The 15,901-nt window shown below is 60.8% G+C and carries 12 protein-coding genes; 3 read left to right on the top strand and 9 right to left on the bottom strand.

The genetic code is table 11. The features are described 5' to 3' along the window. On the top strand, nt 1-991 hold a 991-nt coding region (locus V473_RS19950; protein ID WP_066609062.1), incomplete at its 5' end, for a hypothetical protein. A 12-nt stretch (nt 992-1,003) separates the two neighbouring features. Further along, nucleotides 1,004-2,734 carry an ATP-binding protein gene (locus tag V473_RS19945; protein ID WP_066609061.1) on the top strand — a complete coding sequence of 577 codons (1,731 nt, stop codon included), beginning with the start codon at nt 1,004-1,006 and terminating at the stop codon, nt 2,732-2,734. A gap of 407 nt (nt 2,735-3,141) precedes the next feature. Here V473_RS19945 and istB read toward each other — a convergent pair whose 3' ends face one another. From istB to V473_RS19900, 9 genes are all read right to left on the bottom strand, one after another. Then, nucleotides 3,142-3,909 carry an IS21-like element ISSsp5 family helper ATPase IstB gene (gene istB, locus V473_RS19940; protein ID WP_007686288.1) on the bottom strand — a complete coding sequence of 256 codons (768 nt, stop codon included), beginning with the start codon at nt 3,907-3,909 and terminating at the stop codon, nt 3,142-3,144. Next, complete coding sequence (gene istA / locus V473_RS19935; RefSeq protein ID WP_011950768.1) at nt 3,906-5,399, bottom strand: IS21 family transposase; 1,494 nt, start codon at nt 5,397-5,399, stop codon at nt 3,906-3,908. The genes istB and istA overlap by 4 nt, the downstream gene beginning before the upstream one ends. A gap of 76 nt (nt 5,400-5,475) precedes the next feature. Beyond that, on the bottom strand, nt 5,476-6,285 hold the full coding sequence (locus V473_RS19930; RefSeq protein WP_066609060.1) for a TolC family protein: 810 nt from the start codon (nt 6,283-6,285) through the stop codon (nt 5,476-5,478). Beyond that, the gene (locus tag V473_RS19925) at nt 6,282-9,383 is read right to left on the bottom strand and encodes an efflux RND transporter permease subunit (RefSeq protein ID WP_066609059.1); all 3,102 of its coding nucleotides are present in this window, start codon (nt 9,381-9,383) and stop codon (nt 6,282-6,284) included. The genes V473_RS19930 and V473_RS19925 overlap by 4 nt, the downstream gene beginning before the upstream one ends. Beyond that, on the bottom strand, nt 9,383-10,372 hold the full coding sequence (locus tag V473_RS19920) for an efflux RND transporter periplasmic adaptor subunit (RefSeq protein ID WP_066609058.1): 990 nt from the start codon (nt 10,370-10,372) through the stop codon (nt 9,383-9,385). Before V473_RS19920 ends, V473_RS19925 begins: the two co-directional genes overlap by 1 nt. 246 nt (nt 10,373-10,618) lie before the next feature. Further along, nucleotides 10,619-11,359, bottom strand: coding sequence for a phosphatase PAP2 family protein (locus V473_RS19915; RefSeq protein WP_066609057.1), 741 nt, complete (start codon nt 11,357-11,359; stop codon nt 10,619-10,621). Between the two features lie 187 nt (nt 11,360-11,546). Further along, entirely contained in the window at nt 11,547-12,812 is a 1,266-nt protein-coding gene (locus V473_RS19910; RefSeq protein WP_216628561.1) for a lipopolysaccharide biosynthesis protein, read from the bottom strand. 175 nt (nt 12,813-12,987) lie between these two features. Next, nucleotides 12,988-14,169, bottom strand: a complete 1,182-nt coding sequence (locus V473_RS23160) for a glycosyltransferase (RefSeq protein ID WP_082679248.1) — start codon at nt 14,167-14,169, stop codon at nt 12,988-12,990. After that, nucleotides 14,166-14,384, bottom strand: coding sequence for a hypothetical protein (locus V473_RS19900; RefSeq protein ID WP_066609055.1), 219 nt, complete (start codon nt 14,382-14,384; stop codon nt 14,166-14,168). Before V473_RS19900 ends, V473_RS23160 begins: the two co-directional genes overlap by 4 nt. A gap of 158 nt (nt 14,385-14,542) precedes the next feature. Between V473_RS19900 and V473_RS19895 the strand changes: the two genes are divergently transcribed. Continuing rightward, nucleotides 14,543-15,796: a hypothetical protein gene (locus tag V473_RS19895; protein WP_244884542.1), complete on the top strand. Its 1,254-nt coding sequence runs from the start codon at nt 14,543-14,545 to the stop codon at nt 15,794-15,796. Nucleotides 15,797-15,901 lie beyond the last annotated feature (105 nt).

The raw sequence follows: 15,901 nt of genomic DNA, 5'->3' as shown, positions 1-15,901 counted from the left end.
ATATCCTGCGGACGACCGGAACCGAAAGCGCTACATCCTGTACGGGCATTTCAAACAGGCACCCGAGGATGTTCCAAGGATCTTGCTCGGCGACCTGCAACGCATCCTCATCCAACGCCCGTATAAGGTCGACGACGCAACGGGCGAAAAAGCCAGAACCGTAGTGAATCTTCAAACGAAACTTGGCGCGTCCGATCAGGACCTTGTTGCGTTCTGCAACCAGTTTACTGTCGAACTCAGCCAGCCCTTCGATCAGCATCGGGTGCGGGTAATCGCCGAGCTCCGGACGGCGCTCGGCGTTACGAAGATCGAGGCCGAAAGTTTTAGCTATCCCTCAGCACTCTCCGCGATGGCGGGCCTTTCGAGCGCGCGGGCTAAGCTCGACCGCACAACGACGCGAAAGGCATTCCTCCAGCAGATCCGCCCGAAAATGGCTCTCTACTCGGCCTGGGCCCTCCGGATGGAAGGGGAGATCGCCTACTGTCGAAAAATTCGCGAGCTGCACTTTGCTAGGCTCAATATCGACAGCCATGACCGTTTCTTTGTAATCAGCCTGCCCGATACTGACGGTATCGAGGAACTCCATGGTCTTGTGCAGCACATCATCAGCCGTTGGAGCAGCCACAAGATAAACAGCAAGCCCGACCGCGAGCGATACGCACCTATCTTCTTCCTGCCCGACCTCGACCCGCCGGTACTTGCTCAGCTCAAGCTCCGTCTGGTCGATGACAGCCACAAGATATCGGATGGCTATGCGTTCAACGGAGCGCCGTTCACAACGGAGCATCTGATGCTCGCTCAGACGCGGCAATACCCGGTGTCGGCACGGTTCGTTATGGATCACGACCAGTTTAACGCGGCGCTGGCCGCATCGAAGCGCGGCCGGTTGATCATCCAGCTTCATACTGGCGAGCCTCATTCTATCGACCCGGCGATTCAGCAGATTACGGTGCCAATAAGCTCGGCCAGCATGGCCAAGAAAATCATATAGGGGAGAGTCCGGATGTCCGGGGAAGATGAGATCAATGCCGAAGTCGTGTCGGTTTTTCCGAACAAAGTTCGTATTGCCGTCGACAATCTTTCCTCATTCCAGCTCGCCGAGCAGTCTCTGCGCGTCGGATCGTTCCTCAAGATTTCCGACAATGACGATGTTTCGCTCATCTGCATCATCGAGAATTTCTCGATCGAGATGCGGGAGAAGGCCGGCGATGCCAAGCGTGTCTACATGATTGAAGCCTACCCGCTCGGAACGCTGTCTGCGGGGGTCTTCCGCCGTGGGGGCGATGAGCTTGCAATCCCGCCCAAGAAGGTCGTGCCGGCCACGAGATCCGAGATTGCCGCGATTTATGCCAACGCTTTCGAGGAAGATCAGCGCTGTTGTTTCTCTTCGCTTACCCGACAGCGGGACGTGAAAGTGCCGGTCCACGGCGACCGCTTTTTTAACAAACACATCGCGGTGGTGGAAGCGACCGGATCTGGAAAATCCTCCAGCGTGGCGACGATCCTGCAAGAGGCGACCTCAGCAAAGGCAGGCGAATATAGTGGGTTGAATAACTCGCATATCGTCATATTCGACATTCACGGCGAATATAAATCAGCATTTCCGGGCGCCAATTTGCTCTCGGCGGACGACATCGTCTTGCCCTATTGGTTGTTGAACGATGGCGAGATGGACGACATGTTCCTCGAGTCCGGCGACAGCAACAACTACAACCAGGAAGCTCTGCTCCGCTCAATAATTACACATTGCAAGGAGCTCGCAAATCCTGGCGCTACGAAGGTAAATTTTGACAGCCCATTGCGGTACGATATCGGGCACCTTCAGAACTGCTTTGCGAATCTCTCTCGGGAAACGAAAGATGCAAATGACCCGCTCACCATCGAGACCAAGGCTGGCGTGATCACAACTTTCGCGGACGACCGCGAACGCCTAACGGCCTATGCAACGGATCGCGTCGATTTTGCGGCGAAGAAGACGGGCAAGATCAACAGCGGACCCTACGCGGACGGCACGATCGACAAATTTGTCCGCCGGATTGCGGCGAAAATCAGCAACTCCCGCCTCAACTTTATGTTTGGCGAGAAGGCCGCAGCGTCCAGCCTTGAAGACGTCCTTCGCCAAATTACCGGCTACGACAAAACCAGCAGCGCAAATGTCACCATCATCGATTTGAGCGGTATTCCCTTCGAGGTTCTTAGCATCACGGTTTCACTGGTAACTCGGCTCCTCTTTGACTTCGCCTATCATGCGCGCCGCGAGACTGGCACCTGCGCAGTTCCCTTTCTGCTAGTCTATGAAGAGGCGCACAAATACGCTCCACGCAGTGACCTCTCACGCTTTAAGGCATCCCTGAATTCAATCGAAAGGATTGCCAAGGAAGGCCGCAAGTATGGCGTCAGTTTGATGATTTCGAGCCAACGACCGTCAGAGATATCGGAGACGATTTTCTCTCAGTGCAGCAATTTCCTAGCGATGCGCCTGACCAATCCCGACGACCAAGCATATGTCAAACGCCTGCTGCCGGATACACTCGGCAACCTGACGGCGGGATTGCCCGCGCTTGAGCAGGGAGAAGCTCTGCTGATCGGGGACGCAGTTGCGATGCCCTGCGTCGTTTACGTCAAACCCTGCTCTCCGCAGCCTTCGTCCAACGATATCCGGTACTACGAAATCTGGAAGAACCCGTGGTACGCTGGCGGCTTTCCGGGCAGTTTCGACCAATGGCTGAAGTAACGCGGGCGGGTTCGAATGGATTTGACGTGACCCCCGCTTTTCATCCACCGGCGACCAGAGACGGACCGTTATTGTCGCGCAGGAGCACCGGTGAAGCAACTGGCGGATTTAAACCCGCCCGTTGCTTATCGAGCTGGGCGGCGGTGGACCGGTACCTCATCGGATCGACTGTTTGCAAAACATCGCAGTCATTTGCATCGCTCCGAGGGGGGGGGCGTTCTCGGTGTCGCCAAGGCTTCGAGCATGTCGGCATAGCGACAGCGCGTGCCAGCGTGCTGTCGGAGTGTCAACGGCGGAGCAAAAGTCGGCCATTCGGCGGCGTAAAACCAGGCCATCGTGTTACATGCCGGGGGGAGTGGCGTGAGGGCGTAGCCCGAGGGCCACTCCCCCCGGCATTGGTGTAATTTTCAGGGTCTGGTTTTGGCCTTGCGGGCCCGGCTGTGCGCGAGGCGATAGCTTTCGCCGTTCATCTCGAGGATGCTGACGTGATGGGTCAGGCGATCGAGGAGCGCGCCTGTGAGACGCTCAGATCCGAAGGTTTCGGTCCATTCGTCGAAGGGCAGGTTGCTGGTGATGAAGGTGGAGCCGCGTTCGTAACGCTGGGAGATCAGCTCGAACAACAGTTCGGCGCCGGTCTTGGAGAGCGGCACAAAGCCCAGTTCGTCGATGATGAGCAGCTTGTATCCGGCCATCTGCTTCTGGAAGCGCAGAAGACGGCGCTCGTCGCGGGCCTCCATCATTTCGCTGACCAGCGCTGCCGCGGTGGTGAAGCCCACCGACAGTCCTTTCTGGCATGCTGCCAGTCCGAGCCCCAACGCTACGTGCGTCTTTCCGGTGCCTGATGGCCCCAGAGCGATGGCGTTCTCACGCCGCTCGATCCACTCGCAGCGCGCCATCTCGAGCACCTGCATCTTGTTGAGCCTGGGGATGGCGGCGAAGTCGAAGCTGTCGAGGCTTTTGACGGCGGGGAAGCGCGCGGCCTTGATGCGCCGCTCGACCATGCGACGCTCCCTGTCGATCATTTCCATCTCGACGAGGCGGGCGAGGAAGCGGATATGATCGACGCCTTCAGCGGCACATTGCCGCGCGAGCTTGTGATGCTCACGCAGGCACGTAGGCAGCTTGAGCGCCTTGAGATGGTGAGCGAGAAGGATCTCCGGGGCCTGATCGCTCATGCGGCCTCCTGCCGGTCGGAGAGCAGGCTCAGATAGGCTCTGGCAAAGGTCTTCTCGACCGTGGTGCGTGGCAGGAAGGGATAGACGTCCAGGTCCAGCCTGGGCGGTACGCGTTCGATCCGGCACAGGACGAGGTGCTTGACGGCATCGAAGCCGATGGCGCCAAGATCGATGGCCTGTTCGACCGCCGCCTGGAGATCGGCGAGGGTGAACGTTTCCAGCAGGCGCAGTACCTGCACATATTCGCGCCTGCCATGTTTGTGCATGCGCCCTTCCATCAACCGCTGCAGTGTCGTGAACGCTTCGGGCAGGTCCCAGCCCTGCAAAGGCGCAGCCTGGTCGAATGCGTTGATCTTCTGCTCGATCAGCGGGAGATAATGGAGCGGGTCGAAGACAACCTCCTCGCGGGCATAGCAACGAGGATGACGGGCGATGACTTCGCTGCGGCAGCCGATCACCACCTCATCGACATAGGCCCTGATCCAGACCTCCTGATGGCCCCAGGCCACCGGAACCGAATAATCGTTGGTCCTGTAGCGCACCAGGGATTGCGAGGAGACCCGCCCGCCTTTCTGATCGCAGGCCTCGAAGGGTGTAGCGGGCAGAGGCTGCATGGCCGCGAGATCGCGCTGCAGCCGCTCACCGATCGTCTCGCTCTGCCCGCGCACCTTGTCCTGCTGGCGCTTGCGGCATTGCTCCTCCAGCCACAGGTTGAACGCCTCCCAGGTCGGGAACTTCGGGATCGGCACCATGAAGTTGCGCCGGCAATAGCCTACCAGCCCCTCCACATTGCCTTTCTCGTTCCCCTTGCCCGGGCGAGCATAGCGGTCGCGGATCACGTAATGTGACAGGAAAGCGCTGAACAGCGTGGCACGCTGCCGCGTGCCGTCGGGCAGGATCTTCGTCACAAGGCAGCGATCGTTGTCATAGACGATCGAGCGCGGTACCGCGCCGAAAAACGCGAAGGCATGCACGTGTCCGTCCACCCAGGCCTCCGCCACCGCCGCCGGATAGGCCCGCACATAGCAGGCATCACTGTGCGGCAGATCGAGCGCGAAGAAGTAGGCCTTCTGCTCCACCCCGCCGATCTCCACCAGCGCTTCCCCGAAATCGGCCTGCGCATCTCCCGCAGGGTGCGCCAGCGGCACGAACATCTCCCGGCTGCGCTGTTCGCGCTCCCGGATGTAATCCTTGATGATCGTATAGCCGCCGGTGAAACCATGCTCGGTGCGCAAACGGTCGAATACCCGCTTCGCCGTATGGCGTTGCTTGCGCGGGACACTGCGGTCACCCTCAAGCCATCCATCAATGATCGCCACAAACCCGTCCAGCTTCGGGCGCTGCGGTACGGACTGGCGCCGGTAACCCGGCGGCGATGAAAACGACAGCATCTTGCGTACCGTTTCGCGCGACACATTGAAACGCTTCGCCGCCGCCCGTTGGCTCATGCCATCCGCGCAAGCCAGACGGACCTGAAGATAAAGTTCCACGCTGTAGATCCCCACACCTCCCTGACTCGGCAGAAAGGCTTCAAGGTGGACGACTTTTACGCCGCCCGCAGCAGGACTATCCCGCCGCTACCGTGGTCGAATATTGCTCCGCCGTTCTCAGATTGGTCCGCGCATCAGCCGGTGGGCGGCCTTGCAATGTGGTGAGCCGATAGCGGGCGTTCGTCTGCAGGGCTTCATAGGGTGCAATTGTTGCGCGAGTGGTTTCGAACAGATTTGTTACCTGCGACACCTCGAGAGGCGAAACCTCGCCGGCGCGGAGCTGGCTGCTCACCGCGGCGACCGATCGTTCCTGCACCCGCACCTGTTCGCTTACGACCTGCAGCGCCTGCGTCGCGCCGCATAGCTCGACATAGGCCAGTACTGTGTCGGCCGCGATGGCGACGCGAAGCCCGTCGAGCGCAGCCGCCTGCGCGCCTGCATCTGCAGCGGCGGCAGACGCGCCCGAGCGCAAGCGGCCGAACAGATCGGCGTCCCAACTCGCTGTGAGAGCGAGGTCATAGTCGGTGGTTGGCACGTTCGACGAGGCGCTGGGCTGGCTGGCGCTACCATCGACCGTGGCGGCGCTTTCGATCGTGGTCTGCGGCAACCGCGCCGCTCGCGCCTGCCGCAGCGCCGCGCGCGCGCCGTCAAGATTGGCATAGGCGACGCGCAAGTCGGCGTTGGCGGCGAGGCTCGCCTGGACCAGGCGGTCGAGTACGGGATCGTCGTAGAGGTGCCACCAATTTTCCGGGACGGGAGCGATGGATGCGATTGGTAGATCCGCGAACGGACCCGTGGCGGCAGGAGGCGCTATTGTCGGGGGCGGCGCAGGCGCAGTCATGCAACCACCTGCGAGCAGCGCCATCAGGGAAGTGAGCCGCTTCATGCCGGCACCTCCACCAAACTGGTTTCGGGTGCGGGCTTTTCCTCACCGAAGCGCGCATAAAGCGCTGGCATCAGGAACAGGTTGAGCAGGGTCGATGACACCAGCCCTCCAAGGATGACGATCGCCATCGGATGTTCGATCTCGTGCCCGGGCTTATCACCCGCGACCACCAGAGGCAGCAGTGCCAGGCCCGCGCACAGGGCGGTCATCAGGATCGGCACCAGCCGCTCCTCAGCGCCGCGCAATATCAGCGCAGGGCCAAACGCCTCACCCTCCACCCGGCGGAGGTGATCATAGTGCGACAGCAGCATGATGCCGTTTCGCGCTGAAATGCCGATCACAGTGACAAACCCGACCAGCGAGCCGAGCGACAGCACGCCGCCGGTCAGCGCAACGCCGATCACACCGCCAACCAGCGCAAACGGCAGGCTCAGGGCGACAAGCGCAGTGATCCGTCCCGAGCGGAATTCCAGCCACACCAGCAGCAGGATGCCGATGAGGCACAGCAGCCCCGTGGTCCAAAGGCGTTGGCGCGATTCCTGGAGTGCAGCATATTCGCCGAGCACGCGCGGGCTGTAGCCGGTGGCGAACGGCACCCGCGCCACTGCCGCTTCTACCGCGCGGGCGACACCGCCCAGATCAGCGCCTGCGACGTTGAGCGTCACGTCGATCCGGCGCTGGCCATTCTCGCGCTTCACCTCGTTCGGCGCCGGCATGATCCGCACATCGGCCACATCGCGCAGCCGCACCGGTGCGCCAGTCGGTGCCTGGATCATCAGATCGGCGAGCGCGTGCAGGTCGCCACGCACCGCGGGTTCGCCCCAAAGCGCAACGTCGAACGCCTTCTGGTCGCGGTAGATTTCGCCCAGCTTCTGCCCCGCAACCAATGTTTGCGCCTGTCGGCGAACTTCGCCAGCGGTCAGGCCGAAGGTCGCAAGATCGGCCGGGCGCGGGATCACCTGGATCTGCGGCACCAGAACCTGCTGCTCGACCTTGAGGTCCGCAACACCGGGGATACCCGCCACCTTCGCGCGCACCCGCTCGGCCGCAGCGCGCAATTCTGCCTGCTCCGGTCCGAAGATGCGGACGACGACGGTCGCCCCCGCACCGGTCAGCACTTCCTTGATGCGCTCGCGCAGATAGGTCAGCACGTCGCGATAGAGGCCGGGATAGCCGTCGACCGCCGCCTTGATGCGTGCGACGCTCTCGTCATAGGGCGCGTTTTCGTCGAGGCTGATCCACAGTTCGGTAAAGTTCGGCCCGACCACCTCGTCGGCGGCCTCTGCGCGGCCGATATGCGCGCCGAAATTGCGCACGCCGGGGATGGCGCGTAGTTCCTTCGACGCGCGGATGGTGATGCGGTCCATCGCCTCGATCGACGTCCCCGGTTTCTCGACGAAGTGCATCAGAAAATCGGTTTCGCGGAAATCGGGCAGGAACTGATCCTTGAACCCGGCATAGCCCAGCCCGGCGAGCAGCAGTCCGCCCGCGACGATCCCCATGGCGAGCGTCGGACGTGCGACCAGCCGGGGCAGCGCACCCGCATAGCGTCGCTTTAGCAAGGCCACGAGCCGCGTATCGCGCTCGGCCTTCAATGGCGCATTAGGCAACAGGAACAGGCACATCGCTGGCGTGACGACCAGCGCGACCAGCAGTGAGGCGGCAATCGCCAGCACATAAGCGATGGCGAGTGGCTGGAAGAAGGTCCCCGCCACGCCGCCGAGGAAAAAGATCGGCAGGAACACCAGCATCACGATCAGCGACGCAAAGACGACCGCCGATCGCACTTCAAGTGAGGCCGTCAGCACCACGTCGAACGCCGAGCGCGGATTGCCCGCCTCACGATTGAGCCGCAGCCGCCGGGCGATATTCTCGACATCGATGATCGCATCATCGACCACCTCGCCAAGCGCGATGACGAGGCCCGCGATGATCATCGTGTTGATTGTCGCCCCGCTCCACAGCAACACCAGCCCCGCGCCGAGCAACGACAGCGGGATCGCCACCAGACTGATCGTCGCCTGTCGCCAGTCGCGGGTGAACGCGAACAGCACGATCGCCACCAGGACGCAGCCGATCAGCAGTGCGCGGGTGAGGTTGTCGATCGAGCGTTCGATGAAGGTGGCGGGGCGAAAGATGGTCGTATCGACCTTCACGTCGCGCAGCCCCGGTGCGAGTTCGGCGAGTGCGGCTTCCACATCGCGGGTCAATTGCAGCGTGTTGCCGGTCGGCTGCTTTTCGACGATCAGCATCAGACCGGGCACGTCGTCGATGATCGCGTTGCCGATCGGGGCCGCGAACCCATCCACCACGTGCGCAACGTCACCGATTCGCACCGGCGCGTCGCCGCTCTGCTTGACGATAGCCTGTGAGAGATCGTCAGCGCTCTGAATCGCGCTCGTCTGTTGTACGGCAAGTCGCTGGTTGGGCGTGTCGACAAAGCCGCCGCCTCCGACCAGCACGGCATCGCCGGCCGCTGTCCTCAGTTCGTCGAGCGTGACGCCCGCCGCTCGCAGCCGGTCGGGATCGACGAGGATTTGCAATTGCCTGTCGCGCAAACCCCAGATCGCCACGTTGGCGACGCCCGGCACCGCCATCAGTCGTGGCCGGATCGTCCAGCGCGCCAGCTCGGAAATCTGCATCTGGTCCAGCTTGGTCGAGGTGATCCCGATCTTCATGGAGCGACTGGTCGACGAAAGCGGTGGCAGCATGATGGGGGACCGCGCGGCGGTAGGCAATCTGGCCTGCGCCTGCGTCACGCGCTCCTGCACAAGTTGCCGTGCCCGGATCACGTCGGTGCCGCGCTTGAACAGGATCTGGACCGACGAAAGCCCCAGCACCGATTTCGAGCGCAGCGTCGCCAGATCGGGGACACCGCTCACCGCCACCTCGATCGGCACTGTGACCAGACTTTCGACTTCCTCGGTCGACATGCCCGGTGCTTCGGTCTGCACCTCGACCATTGGCGGCGCGAACTCGGGGAACACGTCGAGGGGCACGTCGCCGCTCGCGCGCAGGCCGAGGACGACGAGCAGCGCTGCCATTGCGATCACCAGCACCCGCCGGGTCAGCGCGGCCCGGATCAGATAACCCAGCATCAGTGTGGCGTCCCGAACTCGGTGCCGAACAGTTCGGCAGCCCCATCGGTCACGACTTCGGCGCCGCGCCCCAGCCCTCGAGACAGCAAGGCCTGGCCACCCGCAACGCTCGCAACTTCAATGCGCTGACGGACATAAGTGTTTGGGGCGGTGCGTCGGTAAACCCACTCGCCACCGTAGATATCGCGGACGATAGCTGCCGCGGGTACGGACAGCCCGGCTTGCGTCCCGCCGAGCGGCAGCGCGACCGCCACGCGCTGCCCGACGCGATAGGCGCGGTCGCGATTATCGAGCGCGAAATACAGATCTACGGTGCCTGCTGTTGCATTCGCTGATGGCGGCGCCTGGACGGCGCGCGCGCTGCGCGGCAAAGCAGTAGCGTCGCCCAAGGGCCGGATTGATGCTGGGCGTGCGCGACCGACCTCTCCCATGTCGGTGCCAAACACCGGCACGCGGACCCACAGTGTTGCCTGATTGCTCATCGCGCCCACGGATGGCCCGAGCAATCGTCGTTGCACCTGCGCGGCATCTGCGGCAGCACGCGCTGTCGCAAGGCCCGCTGCGGCTTCGTCGCGTGCGCGCATGCTGCCCGCTTCCTCGCGGACCAGCGCGTCGGCTCTGGAAAGGGCGATCCGTGCCAGGCGCACGAGCGCCTGCGTGCGTGCCACTTCGCCATCGGCAGTGGCCTGGCTCGCACCAATGTGCGCGATGTTGCTCGTCGACCCCGTTGGCACGCCGCCCACGCCGGACGGTGGGACAACGACTTCGCCGCTCGTCTCGCGCGTTCGCGCCGCACTGCCGTCGCCGATCCGCACGACGCGTATTCCAAGCCGCTGCTCGGCCTGAGTGGTTAGCGTGAGTTTTAAGAGGTCGGCCTCATGTGCTACCGCTTCGGCTTTGGCGGGCGCAGAGGGTTTGGCCGAAGGTTGGTTCCCGCAACCGTGGAGCAGGATGATGGACAACAAGGTAGGGTGGATCGCGTGCCTCATCCTCCACCGCTAACGTAAAGCGATTGGGGCCAGCTTGGCAGCGCTATACAAAATCCCAATGTTGATCGAATCGCGACACCTAAAAATCTCCAGTCGTGGCCGATCACCAGCAATTTTTGGGATATATCTGGGGATTTAGGTATTTTTAGGGTTCTTGGGCTGAATCCCTGCAAAGAGTCAGCTTGCCAGGCGGCCTCATGAATTTGGCCTGTTTTTCGAATGACCCAATAAATCCGGACTTTCCGCCTACGACCGATCTATCTCCGAGACCGAGATTGATTCGGGTTCCTCGATCTTGTGGCCCCGTTGCAGGGCCCGAGCTAACAGCGAGCAAAGCGCTGCCCAGCTGGCGCCGACGCACCAACCCGCTAACACATCGCTTGGCCAGTGCACGCCTAAATATACGCGTGAGATGCCGATTATCAGGGTGAGAAAGATCGCCGTGGCCATAAGAAAGATCGTCACGCGCCGTCTGCCTTCGGTCCGCGCGAGCAGTGCGCCAAGCGTCAGATAGGTTATCGCCGAGTTCATAGCATGACCGCTTGGAAAGCTGAGACTCTGTACATCGACTAAGTGTGCGACAAGGTCGGGTCTGGGTCGCGCATACCCAATCTTCAACAGGCTGCTCAACATGGCGCCACTGGCGATGGCTAAGGCCAAAAAGATTGCTATTGCCGTTTTCCTTGACGCCAGCAGATACCCAGCGGTGAGCGCGGTCAGTAAAGTCAGAATCGTCACACCGCCCAAGGCCGTGATATCGATCATGGCCGCCTGTAGCCAAGCTGGCCCGATCGGGAGATCAGGATTGTTTGCCGAACGCAGCGCTTGCAACATTAGCCTATCTAGTGCGAAATTTTCGCCTTCCCGAATCTCTGATCCAAGACGCAGGAATATAAACGCCCCTAGAGTTGTGATGAGAAAAACCATCAAGATGCGGCTGTCGATGCGGTGGCGCTTTAAGATGTTGGCAAAAATTCGGGGGGCCATGATTCTCGCTCAATGTGCTGATTGGTCAGCACGATGTCGTTGGTGGAAAAATGCGGCGACTATACAAAAGCCCCAACCTTGGCAGCGAGGTTTGGTGATCCGTCGGTCGTACGAGGCACGGGCTCGCTCGATCGTGAAATGAGTGTCCGATGCGTATCGGTATAGTGGCCGGGTCCGTCGCCTGGTTTTATCGCGGCTCATGCACCGCCCGCCACGCCGCTGTACCGAGCAATAAAAGTGCGAGGAGGGACGCCATCAGCGTTGCTAAAGCTGCACCGATCGTCCCCATTTTCTCAAGAAATAGGACGAGGGCACAAAACAGAAAGGCGGTCGATACAAAGCGAAGGCGGAGCGCTAGCCATATTCGACCCGTTGCGAGAAGGGCAGGTTCAAAGCTGACACTTCCGGCATCGAGCGCTGCCGCAGTCCCCAGTATCAGAACCAACGGATAGACCGCAGCATAGCGCCCACCGGCAAGCAGAGCGAGCGTTGGTCGCCCGAACAGTAGCAACATTGCGATCATGATCGCTGCGGTGATCAGCGCAAGCAGCGAGGCGCTCCGGAACAGTCGCGCAAGTTCGGCCGCTGTATGACCGGCGCGTGCGCGCATCATCTCCGAAAATGTCGCGCGCGAGAGCATGTCGGAGATATTCGCGAGAGCCTGGCCGAGCTGATGAGCAATCCTGTAGCCACCGGCTGCGGCAGGACTAACGGAAGCTCCGACGAGCAGCACCGCGAACTGCTTGCCGACCAGCCCCATTGTGGCCCCCGCGTTGGTTATGGCGGCATATCGCCAGAGGCCGGAACACTCTTTGGGGACGGTCAGCAGGCCTTGCCAATGCCACCAACCTCGCCGCGGCGGTAGCACGCGGAAAGCGAGCGCCCAATGGGCTATGGCCGTTACCAATTCCGCGACTGCCCATGCGATTAACAGTCCGATGACTGAAGCACCCATGCCAATTACCAGCAGTGCCCCAATGAGACGCACCACAGGCGTCACGGTTTCGGCAAGAGCCGCTGCGCCGAAGCGATCGTGAAGGCGTAAAACCCCGGTGGCAGCGGATCGAAAAGAAACGAGTAGCACGAAGCAAAAGATCAGCGCCTGGGTTTGGGTTCCGCTTGACCAGCCGAACCGAGGACCAAGAAGCGCTACGCCGGCAACGGCCATGCAGGCGCCAATGATGGCCCCCGCCAAGTCCAATATTGTGCAAAAAGCTATCAGACGCCCCAGCGCCTCCGACTGTCCGGCACGAAGAAAACCCATGCCGTATCGCAGGAGCAACTGCCAGGTCTCGAAGCTTACAATCGTGGCGATCGCCTGACCGGTCCCCAAGATCAAGACAAACTGGCCGAATGCTGTTGGGCCGAGCGAGCGTGTTGCGAGCCCGAGGTAAATGAGGCTCAGGACTGCGCCTACAATTTTGCCGATGAGCAACCAGCCGGTGTTTCGCAAGATTCCGTGCCATGCACCATCGCGATGCGCGTCAGATTCTCGGTGTCGCAAGCGACGCAAGAGATTACGGCCATAATTCACGAAAATGTCGGTCCAATTCGTACTTGGAGGCGATCCGGCCGTACTAGACAGACCGAGCATTAGGCACGATAGCGAGGCTTGGTGGATGACACTATCACCCATCGGGCCGACAGGTTCGTCCGTCATCCCATAGCTCGCAGAGGGCTCTCACATGATCGGCTATCCCCGCTGCAACGGAGTGACCTTGCGCGATCGCCCGCAATGTCGTGGGCTTTTTGCTATCCAGCCGGTTATCTATCATCTGAGCGAGATATGCCGGATCGGCTTTGTCGATGATGCCGCAGCCCGTTGCTGAGCCCAGCAGGGAGCGCGCGGCCGCAAAGCAATCTGTGCTTAAGACCGGGCAGTTGGCCGCCATGGCTTCCAACGCCACGGCCGGTAGGCCTTCATAGCGCGACGGCAGAACGAATAGGTCGGCACGCTTCAACCATTCAGCGACATCGGGCACATATCCTGGAAGGGTAACCCGATCTGTCAGGCCAAGTGCCGTGACCAGTTGCTCCAGTCTTTTTCGATCTGGGCCATCGCCAAAGATGAGCAGCCGCGCGTCCTCTCGTCGGACCAGCGCGAAGGCGCTGATCAGGAGATCGAAGCGCTTCTGCCTGGTTAGGCGCCCGATACCCAGGACTAGGGGAGATGTCGTCGTCGAGGTGTCCGCGTCCGGCGACAGCATAGCATCAGTAACATACGGATTGATAACGGTCCTGATGCGTCGAGCTGCTTGGGGATAGCCAACCTCCAGCAGCCTCGTTTCGGCCCCGCTTAATGTCCATATGGCTGACGCATGAGAAAAAGCTTTGCCATAGCCCCAGCGTCGCAATTTGCGGATTGGGCCGCGATGGCGCGATCCGATGACAGGGTTGGTCGTTTTGAGAACCAATTTTGCCGTTTCCACCTGAGCAATTTTTCGGGCGTAGGTGCAAACCCACGCGGTATTGTTGGCTGTCGAAATAAGGACGTCCGGCGCAGCTGTTCGAAGCGCTCGCACGAGTGCAGGAAACAGCCTCACAAGATCTATTGTCCTCCAGGTGGATCGCTGACTGATATAGCGAACGGAGACGAGCGGACCGATCATATCTGAAAGCAAGGATTGTGCGGTGCCGCCTCGACACAGGACCAACAGCTCGACATCGAAACCCGCATCGGCATAGCCGCGCGCTAGCAGGGCGGTCACTCTGTCTGTTCCGCCTTGGCTCAACATGTAGGCGAACAGGACGACCTTCCTTCGCGTACCCGGCAGCCCGGTGATCAGGGATAAAGGCGAATAATAGCTCATTGCCACAGGACGACGTTCCAGCCGCTGAGAACGCGGTCCAGCATAGATTGGCTTTCTACCTGAACGAGCGTCTTGTCGGTTTGGGCAAACGCTATGGCAAGGGCATCAACGCCCGGCCGCTGTCCCGTCAGCACGACGGCGGTCCAGCCTTTGCCTGTCTGCCCTGAAGCCACGGTTGGGCATCCGCTCATTTTCGGCGACAATATTTGCTGCATTTGACCCGCTCTGCTGTCCTCCCACGCGCATGGGGCACCCCTAGGACGGCACGGATATTCAGGAGTCGCATCTGCACTGCGCAGATCAGCACCCTGGAGGTCACTCGCAGGTGCGACATTCCCGGAGTGTTGCCGTCCTAGCTGGAAAGGATGGGGCAATGCGCGACGAAGACCAAATTTCCGTCGCTGCTGGCCCTAATCCCGCAACGGTAAGCAAGCGAATCGGTCGGTTTGCGACCGGCCAGTCGAAACGGATCGGTTTTCTCTTCAACCACGACCAGATCCACCAGATCGCGCACAGCCTGCCGATTGCCCTTGCATTGGCGGCGCTGGGCGGCCCATTCGAGGTGGTCATTGCATCGACCAACGCGAAACTGCGACAGGAGATCGAGCGATTGGCGGGTTCGCTCAAGGGGCGGATTACGCTCGTAGACCTCGGTCTGACTTCGCCGGTATCGCGTTCGCTTGTCACGGTGCTCGGCAAGCTTTTGCCAGCACACAAAGTTCTCATTTACAGGGACAATCTGGATTTCTTCCGTTCACTCGATATTCTTGTCGTAAGCGAGCGCACATCGTTGCTGCTGAAATCCCGATACGGTCTTGATCGCCCGTTCATGATCCTTGCCGATCATGGCGCGGGCGACCGCGCGATTGGCTTTGGCCAAAAGACAGCCATGTTCGATCATATACTGGCTGCGGGTCCCAAGATTCGCGATCGGTTAGTTCGTGATGCGGGCGTCGATCCGGCGCGGTTGACGATCACCGGTTATCCAAAATTCGACGCCTGCCTTGGGGAAGCCTCTCCGTTACCGATGCAGTCCAATGGTAAGCCGACCGTCCTCTATAACCCTCATCTGTCGCCGCATCTGTCGTCGTGGTTCGGGATGGGCGCTCGCGTCCTCGAACATTTCCTCGACAGTGATCGGTACAATCTCATTTTTGCGCCGCACATGATGTTGTTCCAGCGCTCCGTTACCGTGACAATCGATAAGCTGCGGGTAGCGCGAACAGGGAGCATCGCTCCAAAATTCCGCGAAGCTGCCCATTTCCACATCGATACCGGATCGGTCGCATCGACTGACATGAGTTATGTAAGGGCAGCAGACATTTATCTGGGGGACGTAAGCAGCCAAGTGTACGAGTTCCTCAAAACCCCCCGGCCGTGCGTATTTCTCAATGCCCACCGCCATGCGTGGGAAGGGGATCCAAACTTCGCGCATTGGCAGGCTGGTCCGGTTATCGAAACCGTCGATCGGTTAGACGCGGCACTCGATCGGGCAGTCCGGGATCACGGTCATTTGTATCGTCCGATCCAGGAACGATTGTTCGGATACACCTTTGACCTTGCCGCCGAGCCATCGGCGCAGAGGGCCGCAAGGGCAATTCTCGAGATTGCCTCGACCCAGCTATAGGGTGTCGCAAGCCTCACCGCAGGCTTTGTGGCCGGACGGCGCCAGTTTCAGCGGGAGCAGCGTCGAAGCAACGCTGTCGGGGGAGAGATGGGTCGGATCAGACGT

Origin of the sequence: Sphingobium cupriresistens LL01 (assembly GCF_001046645.1) — a bacterium.
Lineage (GTDB): Bacteria > Pseudomonadota > Alphaproteobacteria > Sphingomonadales > Sphingomonadaceae > Sphingobium > Sphingobium cupriresistens.
The sequence above is the reverse complement of the archived record's forward strand: the minus strand, read 5'-3'. Positions and strand labels throughout refer to the sequence as shown.